General features: G+C 69.6%; 18 protein-coding genes. 7 read left to right on the top strand and 11 right to left on the bottom strand.

Going from position 1 to position 17,693, the window contains the following annotated elements:
• Positions 1-88: 88 nt before the first annotated feature.
• Genes AB0P21_RS14995 through AB0P21_RS14985 form a run of 3 tightly spaced genes read right to left on the bottom strand, consistent with a single transcriptional unit; the run spans position 89 to position 3,038 of the window.
• Positions 89-1,513, bottom strand: coding sequence for an aminopeptidase P family protein (locus AB0P21_RS14995; protein ID WP_363696946.1), 1,425 nt, complete (start codon positions 1,511-1,513; stop codon positions 89-91).
• A gap of 19 nt (positions 1,514-1,532) precedes the next feature.
• Entirely contained in the window at positions 1,533-2,303 is a 771-nt protein-coding gene (locus tag AB0P21_RS14990) for a putative hydro-lyase (protein ID WP_363696944.1), read from the bottom strand.
• Between the two features lie 3 nt (positions 2,304-2,306).
• Positions 2,307-3,038: a GntR family transcriptional regulator gene (locus AB0P21_RS14985; protein WP_363696942.1), complete on the bottom strand. Its 732-nt coding sequence runs from the start codon at positions 3,036-3,038 to the stop codon at positions 2,307-2,309.
• 167 nt (positions 3,039-3,205) lie between these two features.
• Here AB0P21_RS14985 and AB0P21_RS14980 point away from each other — a divergent pair, with 167 nt between their 5' ends.
• From AB0P21_RS14980 to AB0P21_RS14965, 4 genes are read left to right on the top strand one after another with little or no spacing between them, the layout of a single operon-like run.
• On the top strand, positions 3,206-4,519 hold the full coding sequence (locus tag AB0P21_RS14980; RefSeq protein WP_363696940.1) for an NRAMP family divalent metal transporter: 1,314 nt from the start codon (positions 3,206-3,208) through the stop codon (positions 4,517-4,519).
• 12 nt (positions 4,520-4,531) lie between these two features.
• Entirely contained in the window at positions 4,532-5,284 is a 753-nt protein-coding gene (locus AB0P21_RS14975; protein WP_363696939.1) for a 5-oxoprolinase subunit PxpA, read from the top strand.
• Entirely contained in the window at positions 5,284-5,889 is a 606-nt protein-coding gene (locus AB0P21_RS14970; protein ID WP_363696938.1) for an allophanate hydrolase subunit 1, read from the top strand. Before AB0P21_RS14975 ends, AB0P21_RS14970 begins: the two co-directional genes overlap by 1 nt.
• Positions 5,889-6,710 (top strand): biotin-dependent carboxyltransferase family protein, encoded by an 822-nt coding sequence (locus tag AB0P21_RS14965; RefSeq protein WP_363696936.1) that lies wholly within the window; start codon positions 5,889-5,891, stop codon positions 6,708-6,710. Before AB0P21_RS14970 ends, AB0P21_RS14965 begins: the two co-directional genes overlap by 1 nt.
• On the opposite strand, the gene AB0P21_RS14960 is transcribed toward AB0P21_RS14965, so the two are convergent.
• From AB0P21_RS14960 to AB0P21_RS14935, 6 genes are all read right to left on the bottom strand, one after another.
• On the bottom strand, positions 6,707-7,708 hold the full coding sequence (locus AB0P21_RS14960; RefSeq protein WP_363696935.1) for a proline racemase family protein: 1,002 nt from the start codon (positions 7,706-7,708) through the stop codon (positions 6,707-6,709). The two genes, AB0P21_RS14965 and AB0P21_RS14960, sit on opposite strands and share 4 nt — an antisense overlap.
• Positions 7,705-8,607 (bottom strand): dihydrodipicolinate synthase family protein, encoded by a 903-nt coding sequence (locus AB0P21_RS14955; RefSeq protein ID WP_363696934.1) that lies wholly within the window; start codon positions 8,605-8,607, stop codon positions 7,705-7,707. The genes AB0P21_RS14960 and AB0P21_RS14955 overlap by 4 nt, the downstream gene beginning before the upstream one ends.
• A complete protein-coding gene (locus AB0P21_RS14950) occupies positions 8,604-10,364 on the bottom strand; it encodes an FAD-dependent oxidoreductase (RefSeq protein ID WP_363696932.1) in 1,761 nt (586 codons plus the stop codon). The genes AB0P21_RS14955 and AB0P21_RS14950 overlap by 4 nt, the downstream gene beginning before the upstream one ends.
• A complete protein-coding gene (locus tag AB0P21_RS14945) occupies positions 10,361-11,509 on the bottom strand; it encodes an FAD-dependent oxidoreductase (RefSeq protein ID WP_363696931.1) in 1,149 nt (382 codons plus the stop codon). Before AB0P21_RS14945 ends, AB0P21_RS14950 begins: the two co-directional genes overlap by 4 nt.
• Positions 11,510-11,591: 82 nt before the next feature.
• On the bottom strand, positions 11,592-12,194 hold the full coding sequence (locus AB0P21_RS14940) for an XRE family transcriptional regulator (RefSeq protein ID WP_363696929.1): 603 nt from the start codon (positions 12,192-12,194) through the stop codon (positions 11,592-11,594).
• Positions 12,195-12,218: 24 nt separating this feature from the next.
• Positions 12,219-13,274: an SDR family oxidoreductase gene (locus tag AB0P21_RS14935; protein ID WP_363696927.1), complete on the bottom strand. Its 1,056-nt coding sequence runs from the start codon at positions 13,272-13,274 to the stop codon at positions 12,219-12,221.
• A 71-nt stretch (positions 13,275-13,345) separates the two neighbouring features.
• Here AB0P21_RS14935 and AB0P21_RS14930 point away from each other — a divergent pair, with 71 nt between their 5' ends.
• Positions 13,346-14,221, top strand: a complete 876-nt coding sequence (locus AB0P21_RS14930; protein ID WP_363696925.1) for a LysR family transcriptional regulator — start codon at positions 13,346-13,348, stop codon at positions 14,219-14,221.
• Here the strand turns inward: AB0P21_RS14930 and AB0P21_RS14925 are convergent.
• Positions 14,218-14,397 (bottom strand): hypothetical protein, encoded by a 180-nt coding sequence (locus AB0P21_RS14925; protein WP_363696924.1) that lies wholly within the window; start codon positions 14,395-14,397, stop codon positions 14,218-14,220. The genes AB0P21_RS14930 and AB0P21_RS14925 overlap by 4 nt on opposite strands.
• Before the next feature lie 92 nt (positions 14,398-14,489).
• Between AB0P21_RS14925 and AB0P21_RS14920 the strand changes: the two genes are divergently transcribed.
• Together AB0P21_RS14920 and AB0P21_RS14915 are read left to right on the top strand one after the other, a co-directional pair.
• Positions 14,490-15,155: a response regulator transcription factor gene (locus tag AB0P21_RS14920; RefSeq protein ID WP_363696922.1), complete on the top strand. Its 666-nt coding sequence runs from the start codon at positions 14,490-14,492 to the stop codon at positions 15,153-15,155.
• Positions 15,152-16,450 carry a HAMP domain-containing sensor histidine kinase gene (locus tag AB0P21_RS14915; protein ID WP_363696920.1) on the top strand — a complete coding sequence of 433 codons (1,299 nt, stop codon included), beginning with the start codon at positions 15,152-15,154 and terminating at the stop codon, positions 16,448-16,450. Before AB0P21_RS14920 ends, AB0P21_RS14915 begins: the two co-directional genes overlap by 4 nt.
• Here AB0P21_RS14915 and AB0P21_RS14910 read toward each other — a convergent pair.
• On the bottom strand, positions 16,440-17,690 hold the full coding sequence (locus AB0P21_RS14910) for a DUF1501 domain-containing protein (protein ID WP_363696919.1): 1,251 nt from the start codon (positions 17,688-17,690) through the stop codon (positions 16,440-16,442). The two genes, AB0P21_RS14915 and AB0P21_RS14910, sit on opposite strands and share 11 nt — an antisense overlap.
• Positions 17,691-17,693: the final 3 nt, after the last annotated feature.

The following is a 17,693-nucleotide window of genomic DNA, read 5'->3' as shown; positions in this document are numbered from 1 at the left end:
CCCTCCCCCGCTCGTTACATCGTGCTGGCGGGCCGAGTGTTACTGCATGTGACCAGATTTTTTTCAGCGATCGATTGACCACCCAGGGTTACGTCGGGAGGTGGCTCCGGGTCCAGGCCTCCAGGCCGTCGGTGGTGATCGGCAGCGCCTCGGTGAGGATTTCCAGCCGGTCGGAGTGCACCACCACGTTGTCCTCGATCCGGATGCCGATGCCGCGCAGTTCCGGCGGGATCGTCTCGTCGTGCGGATGGAAGTAGAGGCCTGGCTCGACCGCGAGCGCCATCCCGACCTCGAGGTCGGCCGCGAAGTAGGTTTCCGGGCGGGCCGAGTCGCAGTCGTGGACGTCGAGGCCGATGTAATGGCCGAGCCCGCAGACGACGTACCGGCGGTGCTGTTGCCCGTCCGGCCCGAGCGCCTCGTCCAGCGAGACGTCCAGAACACCCCAGTCCCGCAGGCCTTCGACCAGCACCCGCATCGCCTCGTACTGGAAGGCCCGGTACGGCGAACCCGGCCGGACCGCGTCCAGCGCCGCGACGTGTGCCTGGTGGACCAGGTCGTGCACCTGCCGCTGGGCCGGCGTGTACTCACCCGTCACCGGGAAGGTCCGGGTCACGTCGGCCGTGTACAGGGTGCGCGTCTCCACTCCGGCGTCGAACAGGATCACGTCGCCCTCGCGGACGGCACCGTCGTTGCGGACCCAGTGCAGCACCGGCGCGTGGTTGCCAGCAGCAACGATTGACGCGTAGCCCGGCCCGTTGCCCGCAGTACGGGCGCGGCGGTCGAAGGTGCCTTCCAGCCAGCGCTCGCCACCACCGCGGACGGCCTCGGGCAGCTCGCGCGCCACGTCGGCGAAGGCCAGCACACTGGCGGCCACGGCCTCGCGGAGCTGGTCGAGCTCCCAGTCGTCCTTGATCCGGCGCAGTTCGGCCAGCGACTGCCGCAGCTCCTGCGAGTTCGCCGGGTTGCCGCCGACCAGCGCGTCCAGCAGCGGCTCCACGCCGTACGTCGTCAACATCGCCGGTACCGCGCCGCGCACCGCCGACGGCAGCTCCTCGATCGGCCGGCACGGCAGCTGCAGTGCGTCCGACCAGTCCTTCAGCCCGGGCACCGGCCCGATCCACAGCTCACCGTCCCGCGCGCTCGCGAAGAAGTCGGCCTCGGACGGGCCGGCCGGCTCGCGCAGGTAGAGCGTCGCGTCGCCGTCGCCGGAGATGACCAGCACCGCGCCTTCGGCCTGGCAGCCGGTCAGCCAGACGAAGTCGCTGTCCGCGCGGAAGGAGAAGTCGGTGTCGTTCGACCGGACCGGCGCGCGGCCCGCGGCGACGGCGATCCGGCGGCCGGGCAGCGCCGCGACCAGCTTGCGCCGATGCTCGGCGGCGGCGTCGGCCAGCCCGTCCGGCAACGTCACCGACCGGTCGACCGCACCCCAGTCCCGCGCGATCGACGCACGGAATCCCGCCGCGTCGATCGGCCGGTAGGACTTCCGTTGTTCCTCGGTCCGGTCTTCACTCATCTGCTCCCCCTCGGGGCTGTCAGGGCTGGCGATACACGGCATCCGGCACATCGGTCACGAACATGTGCCCAGGAGCGTGGGTGATCGCGAACGGAGGCCTGGAATCCATCAACGCAGCTTGGGGCGTCACTCCGCAAGCCCAATAAACCGGAACATCTCCAGGCGCCGCCTCCACCGCATCACCGAAGTCCGGCCGCGCTGGGTCCGCGATACCGAGCGCCTCGGGCGAACCCACGTGCACGGGCGCGCCGTGGACCCGCGGCATCCGCGCAGTGACCTGTACCGCGGTCGCCACCAACGCCGCCGGAATCGGCCGCATCGAGACCACCAGCGGCCCGCTCAACCGCCCGGCCGGACGGCACTCGCGATTGGTCCGGTACATCGACACGTTCCGTCCTTGCTCGATGTTGCGGACCGGCACACCGGCCTCTATCAGCGCGCTCTCGAAGCTGAAACTGCAGCCGATCAGGAAGCTGACCAGGTCGTCGCGCCACAGGTCCACCACCTCAGCCGGCTCGTCGACCAGCTCACCATCCCGCCACACCCGGTACTGCGGAAGGTCGGTGCGCAGGTCGGCGCCCGGCGCCAGCGCAGTACTGGTCGAGCCTGCGTCGGTGACGTCGAGCAGCGGCACCGGCTGCGGGTTGCGCTGGCCGAACAGGAGCATGTCGTAGGCCCAGTCACGCGGCAGGACCACCAAGTTGGCCTGGGTGAAGCCCGGCGCGTGACCCGAAGTCGGAACCACCAGCCCACCCCGGTACTGCGCTCGCGCGTCGCCCGGGGTCAGCATGCGTCACCTCGCTCTGAACGCGTCCAGCAGTCCTTGCTCGGAGTCCAGCAGGTAGTCCTGGAGAACATCGGCCGCCTGCTCGTACTGACGGTCGCAGAGCAGTTGGTAGATGGAGCGGTTGCGCGCGATGTAGGGCTCGTGCAGCTCTTGCGGGGTCGCGATGACGTGGAAGAGCAGCCGCAGCTCGGCGAGCAGCCGGCCGGTGATGTCGTCGAGCCGGCTGCTGTCGGCCAGGCCGATGAGGTGGCGGTGGAAGCGCATGTTCGCCGTACCGACGGCTGCCCAGCGGCCGTCCAGCGCGGCGGCCTCGGCGTCCAGGAGGTCGTCTTCCAGCGGCTTGAGCCGCTCGCCGGGAAGCTCGGGAGTGCGGTGCGTGAGGCCGCGGAGTACGTCGACCTCCAGGACCCGGCGCAGCCGGTAGAGGTCGACCACGTCGTGCTCGTCCAGCTCGGGCACGAAGACGCCGCGGTGCAGCTTGTAGACCAGCAGTCCTTCGTGGGTGAGCAGCCGGAAGGCCTCCCGCAGCGTGTTCCGGCTGACGTCGAGGACCTCGGTGAGCTCGATCTCCGAGAGCTGGGCGCCAGGGCGGAGGGCACCCTCCGTGATGCTGCGGCGGAGGATGTCGGCCGCGCGCTCGGCGGAGCTGCTGCGGTCCTGCCGGGCGACGTCCGCGGCGACGCCGCGGAGCCAGGCCTGCCGGCCCTCGTCGTCGTCGCTGCGCTGACTGATGGACATCTCTGCATCATCGCTCACTCCCGGCGCGGTGGGAAATTTCGATGAACAAGAGTCTTGCAGGATTGTTGAACAATCTCTACTCTCGAAATCACTCAAGGCGTTCACTCACCTACCGACCGTCTGCAGGAGACCGACCGAAAGCTTTCTGAGGACCCAGGAGCACCGCCATGTCGAAGCCACCGACCAAACCCACTTCGAAGCCTGTCCGGCGCCCGGCGACCCGTAGTACCGGTCAGGGCGCCGGCCGGCAGTTGCCACCCGCGGCGGGCAGGAAGACGCCCGAGACCGCGATGAAGGCGAGCACCAAGTCGACGCTGATCGGCGCGATGTTCCTGATGGCCACCTCGGCCATCGGGCCCGGGTTCATCACCCAGACGACCACCTTCACCGTGTCCCTCGGCGCCGCCTTCGCGTTCGCGATCGCCGCCTCGATCCTGGTCGACATCGCGCTGCAGCTGAACGTCTGGCGGGTGATCGGCGTCTCCGGCCGGCGGGCCCAGGAGCTCGGCAACCTGGTCGCGCCGGGGCTCGGCTACGTGATGGCCGCGCTGCTGTTCGTCGGCGGCCTGGTGTTCAACATCGGCAACGTCTCCGGCACCGGGCTGGGCCTGGACGCGATGCTCGGCCTCAACCCCAAGCTGGGCGGCGCGCTCTCCGCATTGATTGCCATCGGCATCTTCTTGTCCAAGCGCGCGGGGCTGGCGATGGACCGGGTGGTGCTGGTGCTCGGCGCGGTGATGATCCTGCTCACCACCTACATCGCGATCACCTCCGGCCCACCGGTCGGCACCGCGCTGAAGAACGTCGTACTGCCCGAGCAGGTCGACTTCCTGGCGATCACCACCCTGATCGGCGGCACCATCGGCGGCTACATCGTGTACGCCGGCGCGCACCGGCTGCTCGACTCCGGCGTCTCCGGCCCGCAGCACGTCAAGGACATCACCCGCGGCTCGGTCACCGGCATCCTGATCACCGGCGTGATGCGGATCGTGCTGTTCCTGGCGATCCTCGGCGTGGTCGCGGGCGGCCAGGCGCTGGACCCGAAGAACCCGGCCGCGTCGGCCTTCCAGCACGCGGCCGGCGAGTTCGGGCTGCGCGCCTTCGGGGTGGTGCTCTGGGCGGCGGCGATCACCAGCGTGATCGGCGCGTCGTACACGACGGTCACCTTCGTGACGTCCCGGACGAGGACGACCGACAGGACCCGGACGATCCTCGTGGTCGGCTTCATCGCGGTCAGCACGGTGATCTTCCTGTCGATCGGCACCGCGCCCACCCAGCTGCTGATCTTCGCCGGCGCCTTCAACGGGTTGCTGCTGCCGGTCGGCATCGGTGTGCTTCTCTGGGTGGCATGGCAGCGCACCGATCTGCTCCGTGGGTACAAGTACCCCAGGTGGCTACTGCTGATCGGCGGCGCGGCCTGGCTGCTGACCATCTACCTGGCGGTCCGCTCGGTGAAGCCCGTCTTCGAGCTGTTCGGTTAAAGGAGCGGTCTGATGGATCTCAACGCCGATCTCGGTGAGGGCTTCGGCTCGTGGACGATGGGCGACGACGCGGCCCTGCTCGACGTCGTCACCAGCGCCAACGTGGCCTGCGGCTTCCACGCCGGAGACCCGTCGATCATGCGCCGGGTGACCGGCCAAGCGGTCGAGCGGGGCGTCGCGATCGGCGCGCACGTCGGGTACGACGACAAGCCCGGCTTCGGCCGCCGCTTCCTCGACGTCGAGCCCGCCGTGCTGCGCGACGAGGTGATCTATCAGCTTGGCGCGCTGGACGCGTTCGCCCGGATCGCGGGTGATCGCGTCCGGTACGTGAAACCGCACGGCGCGCTCTACAACACGATCGGCAGCCACCAGGAGCAGGCGGCGGCCGTGGTCGGCGCGATCGTCGACTACGACGCCGCCCTGCCGGTGCTCGGTCTGCCCGGCTCGGCCTGGCTCCGGCTCGCCGCCGAAGCCGGGCTGACCGTCGTCCACGAAGCCTTCGCCGACCGCGCCTACACACCGGCCGGCACCTTGGTGTCCAGGCGTGAGGCCGGCTCGGTGCTGCACGACGGAGCGGAGATCGCGGCCCGCTGTACGGCGATGTCGACCGGAGGGGTCATCGCCGACAGCGCGGGCGGCGAGCTGCAGTTGGCGCCGGCGTCGATCTGCGTGCACGGCGATACGCCCGGCGCGGTCGAGATCGCTCTGCAGGTCCGCAAGGCGTTGGAGGGAGCGGGCGTCACGTTGAGCCCGTTCAGTCAGTGATGCGCATCTTGCCTGCCGGCGAACGCGCCGTACTGGTGGAGCTCGAGGATCTCACCGAGGTCCTCGGGTACTACGCGGCGCTGGCCGCGTCGCCACCGGCCGGCGTCATCGACATCATCCCGGCGGCACGCACCGTCATGGTCACCACCGACGGCACCGACCTGGTGGAGCTGACCCGGTTGCTGCGTGCGGTGCAGCCGGTGTCGGGCAGTCGGACCGGCGGCGAGCTGCTGGAGATCCCGGTCGTGTACGACGGGGAGGATCTCCCCGACCTGGCCGAGCTCCTGGAGTGCTCGATCGACGACGTCATCAAGCGCCACACCGCTGAGGACTGGACGGTCGCCTTCTGCGGCTTCGCTCCCGGCTTCGGCTATCTCACCGGCACCACCTCCTGGGACATCCCGCGCCGCTCCTCGCCGCGCACCAAGGTCCCCGCCGGCGCGGTTGCGCTGGCCGGTGAGTTCAGCGGCGTCTACCCGCGCGAGTCCCCGGGCGGCTGGCAACTCCTCGGGCATACGGATCTCAAGGTCTTCGATCAGACGCGGGAGCCCGCCGCGCTGCTGAGTCCGGGCCGCCGGGTCCGTTTCGTGAGGGTGGAGGACTGATGCTGACCGTGCTCGAAACCGGGCCGTTGGCAACCATCCAGGATCGTGGCCGGGCCGGGCAGGCGGCGCTCGGCGTACCGCGGTCCGGTGCTTGCGACCTGCGCTCGTACGAGCTGGCGAATCGGCTTGTGGGTAACGCTTCTGGAGCTGCGGCGCTCGAGGTGACCTTCGGCGGACTGGTGCTCCGGGCCGAGTCCGATGTGGTGGTGGCGGTGACTGGCGCGCCCTGTCCCGGCACCCCGCTCAACGCTCCGGCCACGCTGCGAGCGGGCGACGTGCTGCGTCTTGGGCCACCGACGAGCGGGCTGCGGACGTACGTCGCAGTACGGGGTGGGTTTGCAGTGACTCCGGTGCTCGGCTCGCGGTCCACCGATTTGCTGTCCGGCCTCGGGCCTGCGCCGTTGAAGGTCGGCGATTCGTTGCCTGTCGGCGGGGAGCACGGGCCGATGCCGGGCGTGGACTTCGCGGCGGTGGCCGATCCGGCGGCGGGCGAGATCGCCGTACGGGTGACGGCTGGGCCGCGGGAGGACTGGTTCGCGCCCGGCGCGTTGCTCGGGCAGACCTATACGGTCAGCAGTAACAGCAATCGCATCGGAGTACGCCTGGAGGGCACGCCGCTGGAGCGGATCCACCAAGGCGAGCTCCCCACCGAAGGCATGGCCCTCGGTGCGCTCCAGATCCCGCCGTCCGGCCTGCCGGTTCTCTTCCTGGCCGACCACCCGGTCACCGGCGGCTACCCCGTCATCGCCTACGTGGCCGGGGCGGACCTGGCTGCCTGCGCCCAACTCCGCCCCGGCCAAACCCTGCACTTCACCAGCTAGAGCACAAATCCTGTCGGGAACGGATCAGTCGGGTCGAGCAGGTACTGACCCATCCCCGTGATCCACGCCCGCCCGGTGACCGTCGGTACTACGCCCGCGCGCTCGCCGACCGTCGTCTCCTCCAGCAGCCGCCCGGTGAAGCGGGTGCCGATGAAGGACTCGTTGACGAAGTCCTGCCCTAGGTCGAGTTCGCCGCGCGCATGCAACTGCGCCATCCGCGCGCACGTGCCGGTGCCACACGGGGAGCGGTCGAACCAGCCCGGGTGGATCGCCATCGCGTTGCGCGAGTGCGCGCCATCGCGACCGGGTGCGGTGAACTGGACGTGCTTGCACTCGTTGATCGACGGGTCCAGCGGATGCACCGGCCGATCGGTGGCGTTGATCGCGTCCATGATGTCCAGCCCGGCCTGCAGGATCCGGTCCTTCTCCGACCGGTCGAACGGGATGCCGAGCTGCTCCAACGGCAGGATCGCGTAGAAGTTGCCGCCGTAGGCCAGGTCGTAGGTGACCTCGCCCAGCCCGTCGACCTTGACCGTCGCATCCAGCGCGTGCGAGTACGCCGGTACGTTCTGGATCGTCACGTGCTCCGCCCTGCCGTTGCTGACGGCAACATCCGCGACGACGAGCCCCGCCGGGGTGTCCAGCCGGACCTGGGTGAGCGGCTCGGTCACCTTGACCATCCCCGACTCGACCAGCACGGTCGCGACCCCGATCGTGCCGTGCCCGCACATCGGCAGGCAGCCGGAGACCTCGATGTAGAGCACACCCCAGTCGGCGTCCGGCCGGGTCGGCGGCTGCAGGATCGCGCCGCTCATCGCCGAGTGCCCGCGCGGCTCGTTCATCAGGAACAGCCGCAGATCGTCGTCGTGCTCGAGGAAGTGCAGCCGCCGCTCGGCCATCGTCGCGCCCGGGATGACGCCGACCCCGCCGGTGATCACCCGGGTCGGCATCCCCTCGGTGTGCGAGTCGATCGCGCTCAAGGTCCGGATCGACCTCATGCCAACGACTCCACGGCCTTCTTCATGTCCAGCTCCAACTGCGCCAGGTGCTCGGGCACGAGCGGTCCGCGCGGCGGCCGGCAGGGACCGCCGTACCGGCCGACGTAGTCCATTCCGTACTTGATCGCCTGCACGAACTCGACCCGCGAGTCCCACCGGAACGCGGCCACCAACGGCTCGTACAGCGCCCGCGCCTTGGCCAGCTTCCCTTCCAGCGCAAGGTTGTAGAGCTTGACGGACTCGGCCGGAAAGACGTTGGGGAAGCCCGCGAACCAGCCGGTCGCGCCCATCAGCAACGCTTCCAGCGTCAGATCGTCGGCACCCGCCACGACATTGAGACTCGGCGCCACCTCACGAATCTCCAGAATCCGCCGAACGTCCCCGGTGAACTCCTTCACCGCCACGATGTTGTCGATCTGCGCGATCTCCGCCAGCAGGTCAGGCGTCAGATCCACCTTGGTGTCGTGCGGGTTGTTGTAAACCATCACCGGCAGCCCCGCCTTGGCGACCTCGGTGTAGTGGTGAAGCACCTCGCCGCGATTCGCGCGGTACATGGTCGGCGGCAGGCACAGTACGCCGTCCGCCCCGTCCTCCGCCGCCTTCTCCGCCCACGCCCGAGCCTGGTGCGCCCCCGCCCCGTGCACGCCGACCACAACGATCCCATCGTTGCCCACGGCCTCGATCGCCGTCTGCGCCACCTTCCGGCGCTCGTCATCGGTCAACGACGAGTACTCCCCCAACGACCCGTTGGGCCCAACACCCCGACAGCCGTTCTCCACCAGCCACCGACAGTGCTCCGCATACTTCTCGTAGTCCGGCCGCAACCCAGCCGGCGCCGCCGCGTCCTCGACGTACGGCAACGCCGTCGCCACGATCACACCATCAAGCTTCTCGCTCACAAGTCCTCCAGAATCTCCGCGCCGGCCAAATCACTCATCCGCACAGGCTGCCCAACCGGCCGCCCGTACTCGTTCCGTACTCCGCTGATCGCAGCCACGTTCCGCCCACACACCCGCCCCTGACACAACCCCAACCCAGCCCTACTCGAAAGCTTCAAACTCCGCGCACCCCCAACCTCGCGAGCTTTCACCGCCTCCTCCACATCACCCCGCGAAACCTCCTCACACCGACAGACGTTGGTATCCGCCCCGCTCCACGCCAGCCACCCATCCCGCACGGGGTACGCCACAGCCAACGCCTTGGCAAACCGCTTGCCTTTAGCAACTTCTCTGATGGTCTTCTCATCAGTTACAGAACCTGCTGCGGCGGTGCCGGCCACGTGGCCTTCGGCTGCAGCCAGGGCGGCTCCACCTATGCCGGTTAGTTCGCCTGCTGCCCAGACTCCAGGGGTGGTGGTTTGCTGGTTGCCGTCGACCAGTACTGCGGGGCCGCCGTCCGGGCCTTCGGTCAGTTGGCAGCGGGTGGAGACGGCGAGCTCCAGATTGGGAGTGAAGCCGAAGCCGAGGCAGACGGCGTCGACCTCGAGGCGTTCTTCGGTCCCCGGGATCGGGGTCCAGTTGCGGTCCAGGCGGGCGGTGGTAACTGCTTCTACCCGGTCGGTGCCGTGGGCGGCGATCACTGTGCGGCCATGTTTCACAGGGACTCGGTGGCGGGCGAGCAGAGCTGCGTAGGCGGCGCCTTCGCCGAGTTTGGTGAGGGCGGCCAGCGGGTCCGAGAGCCAGCCTCGGGCGACGGTCTTCGGGTGGTTGGCTTCGAGCAGAGCAACCACCTCGGCACCGACACCGACCAGCGACTCGGCGACGGGAAGCAGGAAGGGTCCCGTCCCGGCGACAACCACTCGACGACCGACGGCGATCCGTTGTCCCTTCGCCAACGCCTGCGCGGCACCGGCGGTGTAAACCCCCGGCAACTCCCACCCAGGGAAGGGCAGCACCCGGTCATAGGCACCCGTCGCGAGCACCAGCGCAGGTGTTTCGACAGCCCACACCTGTCGTCCAGCAGCGTCAGCCTCGCCGCGCTGCAACCACAACCTCGTACTCCGCTCGCTCCGCTCGACGGCCCACACACTCGTCTCGGTCAAATGCGTGATCGCCGGATCACCAGCAATCCGATCCCGCAACCGCGCGAACGCAGCCCACCCATGCTGCAACTTCTCCGGCCGCCGAGCCCGAAACTCCGCAGGCAACTGCCGATTGAACTGCCCACCCACACTCGTCCCGGCATCAACCAGCACCACCGACCGACCAGCGTCAGCCGCAGCCACCGCCGCGCTCATCCCAGCGGGCCCAGCCCCCACCACAACCACCGGCACCACCCGTACGCCGTCAGCGCGGCCAGCCGCGACAGCACCCGCACCCATCCGCGCGCCAGCAACCCCAGCACCAGGCAACTCCACCCCATGCTGCGTCCTGACCTCATCCCCCGCCGCCACCACCCGCTGGCAAGCGCGCACATCAGGCAGCCCGTTCACCACCACCAAACAATCGAAGCAAGCACCGATCCCGCAAAACACGCCCCGCGCCCGCTCACCACCCCGCGTACGCCGCCAGGAATCCCGCCCACCAGCCATCAACGCAGCAGCAACACTCTGCCCCGGCAGCGCCTCCACCGTCTCGCCATCGACAGTGATCGCAAAAGCCTCACCCGGCCGCGGCTCAGCCGGATCCCCTTCAACAGAACGCAGGTAAGGGCTCACAAGACAACCCCCGGCCGATCAACCCGGAACGCCGCAGCATCCACATGCGGCGCCAACCCCAAGAACAACTCGGTAATCAACCGCCCAGTCGAAGCAGCCAACCCGATCCCAGCCCCCTCATGCCCGGTCGCATGCCACAACCCCGCAACCCGCGAATCAGCCCCGATCACCGGCAGATGATCCGGCGCATAGGGCCGAAACCCGCCGTACGCCCGCATCACCGGCACCTCGCCCAGGAACGGAAACAACCCCACCGCCTTCCGCGCCAACTCCCGCAGCACCTTCACCCGCACTGCGTCGTCGAACCCGATCCGCTCCCGGCTCGACCCGATCAGCACCGTGCCACCCCGCGTCGACTCCACCACCGTCGACGTCTGCAGCTCCGCGTCGCCGCTCCCGACCGCGCCCACGTAGTCGGCGTCATAAACCTTGTGCCGCACGCATTCCGGCAACGGCGCGGTCACCAGAATCATCCCCCGCCGCGGCAGGATCTCGATCGGCCCACCCGCGAGCGCACTGAATGCGCCAGCCCACGGCCCACACGCGTTGACCACCGCGCCACAGGCAACAACCCCCGAGTCAGTCACAACCCCAGTCACCCGCCCACCGGACTGGCGTACGGACAAAGCGGCGACGCCACCCCGGACCTCACCCCCACGAGCCCGTACTGCGGCCAGCAACGCCGTCGCCGCGAGCACCGGCTGAAGCTGCGCGTCCTCCGGGTAATACACGCCGACCGTCACCGCAGGAGTCAGCAACGGCTCCAACTCGAAGACCTCCGCAGGCTTGATCACCCGCGCATCGACCCCAGCCCCACGCTGCGCGGCCGCGAAGTCCTCCAACGGCCCAGGCTCACCCGTCGCGACGACCAGCCCACCCTTGGGCTCCCACTCGACATCCGCGACCCGCTCCGGCAACCGATCCAGTACTGCGAGCCACTCGGCCCGCGACGCGATCGCCAACTCGAGCTCCGGCCCCGGCGCCTTGTCGGACACCAGGATGTTGCCCTCACCAGCAGCGGTCGTCCCACCGGCCGGCGAGCCACGATCCAGCACCAGCACCCGCACGCCGGCGGCCGACAAGGCTTCGGCGCAGGCGGCACCCACGACGCCCGCCCCGACCACCACCACATCGACCTCAGCCATCCGAACCTCTCGCCAGACCGTTCAGTAAAATGAACGATTCGAGCGTACGTCCGTCCGCCGCCCAGGTCAACGGGCGAAAACTTCAGCTCAGGTGCAGCCCGTCCAGCGACGCCGGCTGAACGTCCGGCGGATACTCCAGCAGCAACACCGACCGCACCAGCCCGTCCAGTGCCTCGTACTCGTGCGCCGCGTGCGCCCGGAACGCCAGGTAGTCCCCCGGACCGAGCTCGTACTGCCGCCCCTGCGCCCCGATCCGCAACCGCCCAGCCAGTACGACGTGATGCTCGGTCCCCGGATGCCCGGCCGAGCGCTGCACCGCGCCCGCCCGGATCTGCTGGTCGTAGACCTCCAGCAGCGACCCCGGGTGCTCCAGCCGCCGCAGCATCCGCAGATCGACCGCGTCACCGGTCAGCACCTCGACGTCGGCCGACCGGACGTGCACCAGGTCCGCGGCCGGCGGCTCGTTCAGCAGCGACGAGACCGGCACCCCGAGAGCGTTCGACAGACTGAACACCGTCTCGATCGTCGGGTTGCCCGCGCCGGACTCCAGCTGGGACAGCGTGCCCTTGGCGATCCCCGACCGCCGCGCCAGCTCCGACAGCGAGATGCCCTGCTCGTCCCGCCGGGCCCGCAGGTTGACTCCCAGCACCCGTCCGGCGCCCTGACCCGATCCTTGTCCCGCCACAGCCGGGAGCATGCCACACCCGGCCTACGGGATGATGCGCTCGCGCCGAAGCGTCTCGAAGATGCCGTAGAACATCGCCTCGGTGTCGACGTACTCGTGGAAACCGGCCCGCCGGGCCTTCGAGCCGTCGGCGAAGAAGTCGTAGTCCCAGCCGAAGACGAAGTCCGCGAACGGCCAGGACGAGACCTTGGCGTACGCCGTACCGGCCAGGCTGTGCGCCGCCTGGAGCTCCTTCCACAGCGGCTCCTTGTCAGCCATCACCGTCGCCAGCGACATCTGCAACGGCGGCGCGACCTCCAGGTCGAACCAGCGGGCGAGCTTCGGCCACAACTCACTCCACCGGAACAGATCGCCGTTCGTGATGTTGAACGCCTGGTTCGCCGCCGCCGGCGAGGTCGCCGCCCAGACGGTTGCCTTGGCCAACAACCCCGCGTCGGTCATCTCCAGCAGACTGTCGTAGGCGCCAGGCTTCCCTGGGAACCGCAGCGGCACCCCCAGCTCCTTCGAGATCGACGCGTAGACGGCGATCCCGACCGCCAGGTTCATCGGGTTGCCGAGGGCAACTCCACCGACGACCGACGGCCGCAACGCCGACCAGTCCCAGTCAGCCTGAGCGGACCGCGACTCCAGGAACCGCTGCTGGTCGACGTTGAACTCCGGCGGCAGATGCGGCGGATCGTCCTCCCGGGCCGGCGTCTTGAACGGCCCGAGATGCGCGCCGTACACCTTGTAGCCCTGCATCAGGCTGACGTGCCGCAGTCCGCGCGCGACCGGCTCGATGGCATCGACGACGTTGACCAGCATCGCGAGGTTCGGCGGCACCAGCTCGGCCCAGGTCGGGCGGTCCTGATAAGCGACGTAGAAGACGTGGGTCACCTCCGTCAGCGCGGACAGCTTGGCGCGGGTGTCGTCGGGATCGAGCAGATCCACAGCCACGTGCCGCACGCCCGGCGAGTCGACACCGCCGCGCCGGGACAGTCCGACCACCTCCCAGTCCGGCAGCGAGTCCAGTTGCTCGACGAGCTTCGTGCCGATCACTCCGCGGGCGCCGACCACCAGCGCGACTTTCCTCAGGTCCATATCCCCAGCCTGTGGCTAACCCTGTGGATAAGTCCAAGGCATAGTGATCACCGATCCCATAAGCTCTGTTCATGGCGACGCTCCGGCAGCTCGAATATCTGGTGACGGTCGTCGACCTGGGCTCCTTCACCAAGGCCGCCGAGCTGCTGCACGTCACCCAGCCCGCGCTCTCGCACCAGATCCGTGCGCTCGAGCGGTCCACCGGCAGCACGCTGCTCGAGCGCCTGCCGCGGGCGGTCCGGCTGACCCCGACCGGCCGCGCGATGCTCCCGCACGCCCGCGCCGCGCTGGCCGACGCCGAACGCGCCCACTGCGCTGCCCGGCAGGCGGCGGGGCTGGAGGTCGGCGAGCTGCAGATCGCGACGCTCTACTCGATCAGCCTCGGTATCCTGCCGACCGCGCTCAAGGCCTGGCGCCGGACCCATCCCGGCGTCGGTATCCGGCTCTTCGAGCACCGGCACACCGACGAGCTGACCAAGGCGATGAGCGCCGGCCAGGCCGATCTCGCCGTCGGCCCTTCGCCGCCGGACTGGCCGGGCACCATCCACACCCTGGGCGAAGAAGAGCTCGTGGTGGTCGTCGCCGCGGACGACCCAGCAGCCGCTCGTGGCCGCAAGACGGTCCGGTTGAAGGACCTGGCCGACCGCGCCTGGGTGCACTACACGCCTGGCCACGGCCTGGCCGACGTACTGAATCAGGCCTGCGCGAAGGCCGGCTTCGAGCCCCGCGTGGCGGTCCACACCGAGCAGACCGCCGCGGCGCCGACGCTCGCAGCGGCAGGCCTCGGTCCGGCCCTGGTCCCGTCCAACATCCTGCCGACGGCCTTCGACGGCCGCGTACTACGAACCGATCCGCCCACCCGCCGCACCCTCACGGCCTACACCCGCGGCGCGCCCGACCCACTCGCGGCGGCATTCATCGACGTACTGTCCACAACCTGGTCCTAGCGCTGTGGACGGTTGCCCACGATCGCGGCGATCGGCGGGATGACGGCGGCGACCGCGCTCATCCCGATCGCGGCCGGGATCGAGAACAGCCGCACCACGAACCAGGCGAGCACGATCAGGCCGATGCAGGTGCCCATCAGCCAGAAGTAGACCTTGTGTTTGTCCGCCTTCGCCATCAGGCCTCCAGTGTCCCACCGCACCTGAAGGTGTGCTGAAGGCGGCGCGGGCGGAGTACTGACGAAGAGCCGGCCGGTGGCACGATGGGCGGATGGTGGCGAGAGTCCTCGTGGTCGAGGACGCGGAGGCGATCCGGACGGCGGTCGGGATCGCCCTGGAGGAGGCCGGCTGCGAGGTGCTGACCCGCGCCGACGGCGAGCTGCTCGAACGCGACCTGGCGGCGTTCCGGCCCGATCTGGTCCTGCTCGACGTGATGCTGCCCGGCCGGGACGGGTTCGTGCTACTGGAGCTGGTCCGTGAACTCTCGAACGCCGGGATCGTCCTGCTCACCGCTCGGGACGCCGTCGAGGACCGGCTGCACGGCCTGCGGACCGGCGCCGACGACTACGTGGTCAAGCCGTTCGTGCTCGCCGAGCTGATCGCCCGCGTCGAGGCCGTACTGCGCCGGATGGGCCGGCTGCGGACCGTCCTGGAGATCGGCGACCTGGCCATCGACGTGGAGGCCAGCTCGGTCAGTCGCGCGGGCCGGCCGCTGGAGCTGACCGCGACCGAGCTGAAGCTGTTGACGTTCCTGGCCGGACGCCGGGACAAGGTGGTCGGCAAGGCTCAGCTCCTGGCTGCCGTGTGGGGGTACGACGACTATGCCGCCAACCTGGTCGAGGTCCACGTCAGCGCGCTGCGCCGCAAGCTCGGCAGCCCCGCGCTGCTGCACACGATCCGCGGCGCCGGCTACCTGCTGCGGGAACCCACCGAATGAACACCGTCTCGCTGCGGCGCCGAGTGACGATCACCGCGCTCCTCGTCCTGCTGGTCGTCCTCCCGATCACCGGCCTCGCGGTCAAGGCGATCTTCGACGCCCAAGCCGAACGCAACCTCACCACGCTGCTGGCCGGCCGGGCCCAGCTGGCCCAGCAGCTCGCCCGGCAGAACGTTGCCCCCGCCAACCTCGTCCGGCGAATCGATGCCGACGGCATCCGGGTCACGCTGATCCTGCGCACCGGTCAGGAGTTCGGCTCCCCCGCCCTAGATCCCAGCAGCGACGCCCGGCAGGTGAAGAGCACCCTGACCGCCGGTCAACGCACTCGCGGCGCCACCCTGCTGCTCTCCGCCGACACCTCGCAACTGGAAGGCGCAAGCCGGACCCTGCAACGTGTCCTGGTCGTCGCCGGCGCCGCCGCTGTCCTGATCACCGCCCTGGCCCTGATCCTCGGCATGCGCGTCGCCCTGGCTCCGCTCGACGCGATGACCTCGCTGGCCCGCTCGATCGCCGCGGGCCGTCGTGGGGGCCGCCTGCAACCAACCCGCAGCGACACCGAACTCGGCCGGACGGCACTCGCCTTCGACGAAATGCTCGACTCGCTCGAAGGCGCCGAGCGGACGGCCCGCGGTGCGGAGCAGCACATGCGCCAGTTCGTCGCCGACGCCGCCCACGAGCTCCGTACTCCGGTCACCGGCCTGCAGACCGCCGCCGAAACCCTGCTCCAACTCGGTCCGGACACCCCCGCCGAACGCCGCGGGGAGCTCGAACTCCTGCTGGTCCGAGAGTCCCGCCGAGCCGGCACCCTGGTCGCCGACCTGCTGGAACTGGCCCGGATCGACGCCGGCCTCGTACTGCGCCGCCAACCCGTCCTGCTCAAGCACCTCGCCCAGACCCAGGCGAACCGTCTGCAGCTGATGGCCCCCGACCACACCGTCGAAGTGATCGGCCCGGACCTGCAACTCCAGGCCGACCCCGACCGCCTCACCCAGATCCTCGCCAACCTGCTCGACAACGCCCGCCACGCCACCGGCGACACTGGCCGGATCGAGGTCCTGCTCCGCCAGACTCCCGATCAGGTCCAGGTAGTTGTCCAGGACAACGGTCCTGGCGTGCCACCCGAGGACCGCGAGCGGATCTTCCAGCGACTTGTGCACGGCGAACGTAGCCGCGGCTCGGGCCTCGGCCTGCCGATCGCACGCGGCTTCGCCCGGGCTCACGGTGGCGACCTGATCGCCACCGACCGCCCGGACGGCAAGCCCGGCGCCGCGTTCCTGCTGACCCTCACACCTTGAGCAGTCCATCGACGTTCCCACTGTGACCGCCAAGGATCCGCTCACCATCAGCCCCCAGTACGCCGCGCAGCATCGTCGCGTAGACATCGCGGAAGTCGGTCGTCGCGACCAGGTCGCCGTTCGACAAGTCCGTCAGGCTCGGTTGCTCGCCGTAGAACCCGCCGCGCACCTGATCGCCGAGCACGAACAGCGGTCCGGCCGTCCCGTGATCGGTGCCGTCGCTCCCGTTCGCATGCACCCGCCGCCCGAACTCGGAGTACACCAGGACGACGACCTGCCGACCGCGATCGCTCTTCCGCATCCGTTGCACGAAAGGCGTCAACGCTCCATCCAGTTCGGCGAGCAACCGCTCCTGGGTCCCGCGCTCGTCCGCATGGGTGTCGAATCCGCCCAGCGACACGGAGTACGCCCGGGTCGGCACGCCCGCCTCCACGAGACCGGCCACGAGATCCAGTTGAGCTCCGAGCTGCGAGTTGCCGCCGGCCGAGCCGCCCTTGGTCTTCTGCTCGTCCTCATCGTCTTCGCGCTCGGCCTGATCGTGCACCGCCCCGCCGAGCACCTTCACCGCGTTCTGCAGATCGCCCAGCGACTTCGCCGCGGCGGCCTGCCAGTGCTCCTCACCAGGACTCGGCTTGCCCAGCGCGGCGAACGCAGTACCGACCTTGCCTGCGGGGAGCTTCAGCCCTCGAACAGGTAGCGACGCTGCCGCGGTCGTTGCCCCTGCCAACAACGGTGGCAGCGTCGGCTCCACCGACACCGCGTGCAGAGGATCGCCACCGGCCGCATCGAGCCAGCGCCCCAGCCACCCGGTCGGAACGGAGGTCTTCGGCGAGCCGGTCTGCCAGATCGCCATCGACCGGAAGTGGCTCCGGTCCGGCTGCGGATAGCCGACCCCGCGCACGATCGCGAGCGCCTTCTCGTCCCACAGCCCCTTCAGTCCCTTGAGACCGGGGCTGAGCCCCAGCCCCTCGCCGAGATCCAGCACCTTCTCGGGCTCGTAAGCCAACTCCGGCCGCGCCTTCTGGTACTCCGGATCGCCGGCCGGCACCACGGTGTTGAGCCCGTCGTTGCCGCCGTACAGGGTGACCACCACGAGGACGGAATCGCCGCTCTGCAAGGGATTCTCGACCGCCGCGCTCATCAGGTCGGACCAGTTCACCTGGGTCGCGCCCACGGCCAGCGCGCCGGCGGCCGTGACTCCGCTCATCGTCAGGAACCGGCGTCGGGTCAGGTTGTCCATGAT

The sequence above is a fragment of the Kribbella sp. NPDC056861 genome (assembly GCF_040687575.1).
GTDB lineage: Bacteria > Actinomycetota > Actinomycetes > Propionibacteriales > Kribbellaceae > Kribbella.
Note: the sequence above shows the minus strand (reverse complement) of the source record. Positions and strands in the feature narration are given on the sequence as shown.